We start from the raw sequence: 6,582 nt of genomic DNA, 5'->3' as shown, positions 1-6,582 counted from the left end.
AACTAGCTGTTTTATTAGGTATTTTAATGCAAAATAACGACAATAAATCAATTGTTTTTTAAGCCAGAAACAACGGTATGTGCCTCTGTTTGCAGGTATGATAAACCATCCAGTAACCAGTGTAATTCACGCAAGGATAGTGATACAGTCTGTTCATTCAATTCAGCTGGCCATTTGAATTTCCCCTTATCCAGGCGGCGATAATAAAGCCAGAAACCATTACACTCCCAATAGAGTATTTTCAATTTATCACGGGAGCGATTACAAAAGACAAAAACACTTCCATTAAAGGGATCATGTCCAAACTGTTCCGAAACAATCAGTGACAAGCCATTAATCGATTTACGCATATCAGTCACGCCTGTCGCCAGGTATACGTAATTAACAGACAGTCCGTTTATCATGATACCGACCTAAGTAATTCTAATAATGGCTTTAAAGATGAAAGCTCCGTATCGGCAAGGATTTCCAGGCTGAAACCATTGCTATGAGTTCTTTTGATCACTGACAAACCAGCAGATAACCTTGAGCCGATGAGCGTGTCTTCAGTAACAAGTTTTACTGGAACTAATTGGCTGGATTGTTTCACTGATGAGGTCGCTGAGCTGAATTGCTTTTTGTAATAACTGAAAATATGCGGCTTGATATCATGGGCTTTGCAATACTCGACCTGAGTTAAGCTACTGGCTTGCCATTGCGGTATAGGGTCTTGCATAGCCGATTTATTTTGAGATGGGCTCATTAATGCCTCCTGAGTTAATTGGAAGCAATAGTCTGCCATTTTTTAGGTTGGTTTTGAATGTGTGGTTTAATTGACGCTTACATTTATTCAGGGCTATAATTGTGTTCGTTTCAGGACAGGCGCGCCATGCTACCTCACGAAATTCCGGGACTCCTGTCGCCATAATTCGTTCACCTACGCAGCGGATGGGAGATGCCCTGAACGCCCTGCGTCCGCAACGACTACGCACAAAAGCCGCTTCGTCATTACTACCTCACTGGCTGGACGGCTATTCGGAATGCAATTCTTGCTCCTCTCGCGTGCTGCTAGCACACGTCGAATCAGCGAATTGCCCTGTCGCCTATCAGGGACTAAAAATCACCACTTCGCTAAGCTCCGTTTCCATGATTTTCAGCGAATGTAATAGCTGATTCTGAAGTCAAGAAATGAGTATTCTGCAATTTAAGGATTGATATGCCAAAGAATTTTACACGCAAAACCTATAATAACTGGATGCTAAATAATCGTCATCGTTTCCAGCATAAGCCCTATATTGTTAAAGTCGTAAAAACTATTTTGAGTTGAATTTTCTGGGTATCATTCCTGAAATTTCGGGAAATATTAGCCAATGGGGAGATTTTGGAATATCAGTGATGTTTCAAGGCATATTTTGGGATATTGTGGCTGAACTTGATGTATCCCCTTACCGAACAAGGCAGGGAGAATATTGCTGTAGCCTATGTGTGGATGCATATGAAAATGGCTATGCTGAAGAAAAGCCCATTTACTATTCATCAAGAAAGGAATTATGGATACAACACTGCTATGAACCTTTTCTAAAATGGGCTAATGACAATCTGAACTCATCTCATTGCCTGTGTTTGCAGGAAATAGAAGGAGGAGGTATTACCTGGGCAAAAATCAAAACTTTAGAAGAAGCGAAGAAGCCAAGGTCGGTAGTTGGAAATTTATAATTCCACTTGTCAAAGACAAATAATATAACGGGGGTCAGAGTAAAGTTAAATTTATCGTATTTTGTTCTGTCCCCAATCACGCCTTTAATGAGCAAGTTTTGCACTTGCTATACGATTTAGACTAACACCTGCCTCAATAGCCTCTAATGCTAAATGCCTATGTACTTCAGGAGGAATGCGAACCATAAATTTGCCGCTATAGTTCCGTGAAGATATTGGAACGGGAATCTCTTCTCCATTTTCAAGCATTCCCTCAGTACATTCTTTTACAACAGAATGAATACCTTTTAAAGTTTTTCAGAAGTTTCTGCAAGCCAGCTAAGACTAGGAAACTCAGAGCATAAACCCAGAAACTCCCCATCTTCCTCCGACCAGGTTACCCGGTATGTATATTTTTCAAATTCAAGAGCCATTTTTTACCTCAATTTGTTCTATGGCAAGTAAAACTTGCTTTACTTGATAAGGCTTAGCTTTTCCTTTACTATTTTGAATATTAACTCTCGGATCCCCTAACCACGGTGCTTTATAAACACGGCGAAAACACAATGGCCTGATGGCGCTATTCTGGCGAAACTCGTCTGGAAAAATACAACTCTGGAAACCTGGAAAGCTGCAACCGTTCTAGGCGATTTTGTACATGCCGAAATTATGGTCAGGGACACTACAAAATACGCAACGACAGGTGGCTGGGGTTTTGCTCGCTGGAAAGGCTTAGACTTAAATCCACATAGCCAAGACATAAATGCTGCCACTGCTTGCTTTGAATGCCACAAAGCGGCTAGCAACAACAATTATGTTTTTACAGTCCCTGCAAAAATGCCTTAAACAATTTATAATATCGCTAACCAAATCACATAACGAAAAACAGCAATGGCTCAATATATTTTTTCTATGAATCGGGTGGGCAAAATTGTCCCGCCTAAAAAACATATCTTAAAAGATATTTCTTTATCTTTTTTCCCGGGTGCAAAAATTGGCGTTCTGGGCCTAAATGGCTCGGGTAAATCAACCTTATTGCGTATTATGGCGGGGATTGATAAAGAAATTGAAGGCGAAGCCATTCCTATGAAAGGAATTAACATCGGCTACCTTGCGCAAGAACCCCAACTCGACCCAGATAAAGATGTGCGTGGTAATGTCGAAGAAGGGCTCGGTGAAATGCAGCAAATTGTAAATCGTTATAATGCCGTAAATGATGCATTTGCAGAACCAGATGCTGATTTTGATGCTTTATTAGCTGAACAAGCTGAATTACAGGAAAAAATTGAAGCTGCTGATGCATGGGAATTAGATCGCGAATTAGAAATTGCTGCTGATGCATTGCGCCTTCCTCCCTGGGATGCAGATGTTACAAAACTCTCCGGTGGTGAAAAACGTCGTGTTGCCCTATGCCGTTTATTGCTCTCTAAGCCTGACATGCTGTTATTAGATGAGCCAACTAATCACCTTGATGCTGAATCAGTTGCATGGTTAGAACGATTCTTACATGATTATCCGGGAACCGTTGTCGCTGTAACCCATGACAGATATTTTCTGGATAATGTTGCTGGCTGGATACTTGAGCTTGATCGTGGCCAGGGTATACCATGGGAAGGTAATTATTCATCTTGGCTAGAGCAAAAACAAAATCGTTTAGCAACAGAAGACAAACAGGAAACATCTCGGCAAAAAGCCATGAAGGCCGAACTAGAATGGGTCCGTTCTAATGCCAAAGGTCGTCATGCAAAAAGTAAAGCACGTTTAGCGCGTTTTGATGAATTGTCATCACAAGAAGCACAAAAACGTAACGAAACTCAGGAAATCTATATTCCACCAGGTCCTCGTTTAGGTGATGTTGTTATTGAAGCAGAACATATTAACAAAGGCTTTGATGACCGCTTATTAATTGATGACTTAAGTTTCAAATTACCACCCGGTGGTATTGTCGGCATTATTGGACCTAACGGTGCTGGTAAAACCACTCTATTCCGCATGATGTCTGATATGGAAAAAGCAGATTCTGGTGAAATTAAGCTGGGTTCAAGCGTGCGACTCTCACATGTCGATCAATCTCGTGATGATCTGGATGACAATAAAACAGTATGGGAAGAAATATCTGATGGTCTGGATATCATTACTGTCGGTACCTACGAAACACCTTCCCGCTCATATTGCGGTCGCTTTAATTTCAAAGGTGGCGATCAACAAAAACGCATCGGAGATTTATCAGGTGGTGAGCGTAACCGTGTCCATTTAGCAAAACTATTGCGTAGCGGTGGTAATGTACTATTGCTTGATGAGCCTACTAATGATTTAGATGTTGAAACCCTGCGTGCTCTGGAAGAAGCGCTGTTAGCCTTTCCTGGTTGTGCCGTAGTTATTTCGCATGACCGCTGGTTCCTGGATAGAATAGCGACCCATATGCTGGCTTTTGAAGGGGATAGTAATGTCGTCTGGTTTGAAGGTAACTATGCTGATTATGAAGCGGATCGTCACAAACGCCTTGGCACAGATGCTGATACCCCACATCGCATCAAATATAAAAAGATAAGTCATTAAAGATAGGCCTGTAGGGCGGACTTAAGTCCGCCCTACTTTCTTGCCACTTTTAATGTGATTTTTTCCACAGAAGACAAAGAAATTGTTGTTATAATACTCAGCTTGTCCCCGTTGCATAACTGGATAATGCAGTCCCCTCCTAAGGGATAGCTCGCGGTTCGAGTCCGTGCGGGGACGCCATATACTATATGCTGTCGCAACAAAATAACCAGCCGCGTGGTCAAATGAGACGCCAACTAGAATGATTTTCCTGGATAATTATTTTAAAAAAACCGCACTCATTGCGCCTAACATACAAATCGGAGAGAGCAATGAATTCAAACAGTACAGACGAAAACTCTAAAGGCATCAGAGGTGTTATATCAATAATGGGAATGATTCTTCTTATTATCGGTATGGTATATAGCGTACAAACAGAGGTCCATATAATCCCGACAGTCATGATGATTGCGGGAACAATCGTAATACTTATTGCTGAAAAGACCACACTTAATGAAAGGGACGGTTAATTAACAATAACCCTTGGCAACTGAAATATTTTTATGTAACTAGCCCCTAAAAACAGCATTAAACCAACTCTGTGGTCTTAATCTTAGCCATTAATGTTGCAAACTTCTCCTCTGCAATTTCTACTATCTTTTCACATCAGTTTGCCGCTTACTTTATTCGCCCGCTTCCAATAGCTCAGTGCTTTAAATTACAATGTAAGATTTAACTGCTTCACCAAGATGGAAACTGTTAAGAATGCGGATTTAATAATACCCAAAGGTCTACGTTCCAATGTAGCCTGTATGGAGCTTGCGTAATACAGGATGAGCAGAGACTCCTATTTCTAATCACGCAACATCAATAACATATGTTTTTATACGATCCCCCCTCAATCCCCCCTTCTCAAGGGGGGAGGCTAAAAGCATATACTTTCACAGTCTCTAAAGCTATTGCACTCCTTTTTATCGCAGAACAAAATGTATAAAATAAATATACACAGGTACTATAAGAGTTAATCGCTTCACCTCAATCGAAACTTTGCACCACTAACTCAGTGGTTCTTGATAAAAGATCAGTATCATACCTATCTGAAAAAAAGCGAATACAGAAATAAAACCAGCAATATGCTTTCCTGGTGAGTCCAGCTTTAATTCCAGCCAGCGCCCTATCGCCATACACAAGGCAAATAACCCCATAAACGTGTGCCCAATCTGGATAAGAAAAGAACTTTTTGCCTGAAATCCAACATGAGGATGAGTTAATAACATTAAGCCGCCAAAAGCACATAAGAGTGGAAAGATATAAGGTAACTTACCCTCTGGGTCATTCGTCATTCTGGCCCGCAATTCCATTGTTCCCAATAAAAAAACTAACAGTGTGGCAATACGATGCTGAAATATTTCGCCATTTTTCAACATACTTTCCCAAAATCCCATGGTGCCATTAGGCCAGGTTTCTGCATCGGCACGCAATAAGATAAAAATACCCAAGCCAATAAAACCTACGGGGCAATAACGCAGATGTCCTATAAGACAGCATGGCTAACAAGCTCATGGCTGTCACAAAAATACCGGCAATATTATGATTATAATCTGACCAGGCTGTTGCAGCTCCCGAAGGAGTCTGGCCAATTATTGCTAACCGCCCTGCTTCCCCCGCGAGTAATGCCGCCTGGCTAGGCGAAGTAGTGCGTGGAATACGTGGTGAAAATGAATGTAATACCTCTCCCCAAGTCGCGGTTAACTCAGGAATATCTATAGCCGGTGGCTGAGAAGCAAGACTGGCAGCAGTAAACAATAAGGTAATTAAAACAAAGGTCTCCGCCTCAATATAATAAGGTACCCGGTTGAATACCGTTTGTTTATTAACAGCATAATATTGCGATACGGCACTTCGATTAAGCCAGGCAAAGCCCAAGGCAATTGCCAGTAGCAAAATTTTAACTAATAGGATATTGCCATAACCGGTACCAATAAAACCGTTCCAGCTAGTAATATAACCTAGCGCCATAGGTATGCCTGACGCTAATATTCCTGCTACCGCAACCATACCTACCTTCAGAGCACCTGACCTCTACCTTTACATAAATCCCCCCAGTTAAGTATTAAGGCTCTATGTGAATCCTAGTGGGTAGTGCGATAATAATACCATGAATAATGAATCTTTATTTAGTATGGCTTTAGGCTTACAATCGCCTTGGAAAGTGGAAGAAATTATCTTTTCAAACGACAATATTTTAGAACAGAATGAACTTCATTTGCAGATAGGTTTTGAACCAGGCGCCCGTTTTGCTGATGAATCGGGGGTTCTCTGCCTAGTGCATGATACAGTCGATCGGCAATGGCAACACTTGAGCTTCTT

9 protein-coding genes, 1 tRNA gene and 3 pseudogenes are annotated in these 6,582 nt (G+C 41.3%); 6 read left to right on the top strand and 7 right to left on the bottom strand.

The window, feature by feature from the left end; genetic code table 11:
- Positions 1–47 precede the first annotated feature (47 nt).
- The 3 genes from tnpB to CDZ78_RS16525 are packed head-to-tail and all read right to left on the bottom strand — an operon-like array spanning position 48 to position 971.
- Positions 48–404 (bottom strand): IS66 family insertion sequence element accessory protein TnpB, encoded by a 357-nt coding sequence (gene tnpB / locus CDZ78_RS16535; RefSeq protein ID WP_087870977.1) that lies wholly within the window; start codon positions 402–404, stop codon positions 48–50.
- Complete coding sequence (tnpA, locus tag CDZ78_RS16530; RefSeq protein ID WP_087870976.1) at positions 401–742, bottom strand: IS66 family insertion sequence element accessory protein TnpA; 342 nt, start codon at positions 740–742, stop codon at positions 401–403. Before tnpA ends, tnpB begins: the two co-directional genes overlap by 4 nt.
- Positions 723–971, bottom strand: a complete 249-nt coding sequence (locus CDZ78_RS16525) for a hypothetical protein (protein WP_140414139.1) — start codon at positions 969–971, stop codon at positions 723–725. Before CDZ78_RS16525 ends, tnpA begins: the two co-directional genes overlap by 20 nt.
- Positions 972–1,302: 331 nt before the next feature.
- Between CDZ78_RS16525 and CDZ78_RS16520 the strand changes: the two genes are divergently transcribed.
- Entirely contained in the window at positions 1,303–1,695 is a 393-nt protein-coding gene (locus CDZ78_RS16520) for a hypothetical protein (protein WP_087870974.1), read from the top strand.
- An 84-nt stretch (positions 1,696–1,779) separates the two neighbouring features.
- Here CDZ78_RS16520 and CDZ78_RS16515 read toward each other — a convergent pair.
- Together CDZ78_RS16515 and CDZ78_RS23285 are read right to left on the bottom strand one after the other, a co-directional pair.
- Positions 1,780–2,108: pseudogene (locus tag CDZ78_RS16515) on the bottom strand (type II toxin-antitoxin system HicB family antitoxin).
- Positions 2,098–2,229 (bottom strand): annotated as a pseudogene (locus CDZ78_RS23285) (toxin HicA); the annotation flags it as partial. The pseudogenes CDZ78_RS16515 and CDZ78_RS23285, both read right to left, overlap by 11 nt.
- Between CDZ78_RS23285 and CDZ78_RS24375 the strand changes: the two are divergent.
- The 4 genes from CDZ78_RS24375 (at position 2,221) to CDZ78_RS16490 (ending at position 4,742) form a co-directional block, all read left to right on the top strand.
- Entirely contained in the window at positions 2,221–2,520 is a 300-nt protein-coding gene (locus CDZ78_RS24375; RefSeq protein WP_087870973.1) for a cytochrome P460 family protein, read from the top strand. The pseudogene CDZ78_RS23285 and the gene CDZ78_RS24375 sit on opposite strands and share 9 nt — an antisense overlap.
- Positions 2,521–2,565: 45 nt before the next feature.
- Positions 2,566–4,233 carry an energy-dependent translational throttle protein EttA gene (ettA, locus tag CDZ78_RS16500; protein WP_087870972.1) on the top strand — a complete coding sequence of 556 codons (1,668 nt, stop codon included), beginning with the start codon at positions 2,566–2,568 and terminating at the stop codon, positions 4,231–4,233.
- A 104-nt stretch (positions 4,234–4,337) separates the two neighbouring features.
- Positions 4,338–4,413: transfer RNA gene (locus CDZ78_RS16495), tRNA-Arg, on the top strand.
- A gap of 131 nt (positions 4,414–4,544) precedes the next feature.
- Entirely contained in the window at positions 4,545–4,742 is a 198-nt protein-coding gene (locus CDZ78_RS16490) for a hypothetical protein (protein WP_087870971.1), read from the top strand.
- Positions 4,743–5,267: 525 nt separating this feature from the next.
- Here the strand turns inward: CDZ78_RS16490 and CDZ78_RS24120 are convergent.
- Together CDZ78_RS24120 and CDZ78_RS24115 are read right to left on the bottom strand one after the other, a co-directional pair.
- Positions 5,268–5,711, bottom strand: coding sequence for a hypothetical protein (locus CDZ78_RS24120; RefSeq protein ID WP_307190512.1), 444 nt, complete (start codon positions 5,709–5,711; stop codon positions 5,268–5,270).
- Positions 5,665–6,231: a CopD family protein gene (locus CDZ78_RS24115; protein WP_307190511.1), complete on the bottom strand. Its 567-nt coding sequence runs from the start codon at positions 6,229–6,231 to the stop codon at positions 5,665–5,667. The genes CDZ78_RS24120 and CDZ78_RS24115 overlap by 47 nt, the downstream gene beginning before the upstream one ends.
- Before the next feature lie 139 nt (positions 6,232–6,370).
- Here CDZ78_RS24115 and CDZ78_RS16480 point away from each other — a divergent pair.
- A pseudogene (locus CDZ78_RS16480) lies at positions 6,371–6,582 on the top strand (ISL3 family transposase); the annotation flags it as partial.

Origin of the sequence: Bathymodiolus platifrons methanotrophic gill symbiont, assembly GCF_002189065.1 — a bacterium.
Taxonomy (GTDB): domain Bacteria; phylum Pseudomonadota; class Gammaproteobacteria; order Methylococcales; family Methylomonadaceae; genus Methyloprofundus.
Note: the sequence above shows the minus strand (reverse complement) of the source record. Positions and strands in the feature narration are given on the sequence as shown.

Excerpts from the sequence above, each read along its gene's own strand:
- CDZ78_RS16490 (WP_087870971.1), top strand. The coding sequence starts at position 4,545 with ATGAATTCAAACAGTACAGACGAAAACTCTAAAGGCATCAGAGGTGTT.
- ettA (WP_087870972.1), top strand. The coding sequence starts at position 2,566 with ATGGCTCAATATATTTTTTCTATGAATCGGGTGGGCAAAATTGTCCCG.
- CDZ78_RS24115 (WP_307190511.1), bottom strand. The coding sequence starts at position 6,231 with ATGGCGCTAGGTTATATTACTAGCTGGAACGGTTTTATTGGTACCGGT.
- tnpA (WP_087870976.1), bottom strand. The coding sequence starts at position 742 with ATGAGCCCATCTCAAAATAAATCGGCTATGCAAGACCCTATACCGCAA.
- tnpB (WP_087870977.1), bottom strand. The coding sequence starts at position 404 with ATGATAAACGGACTGTCTGTTAATTACGTATACCTGGCGACAGGCGTG.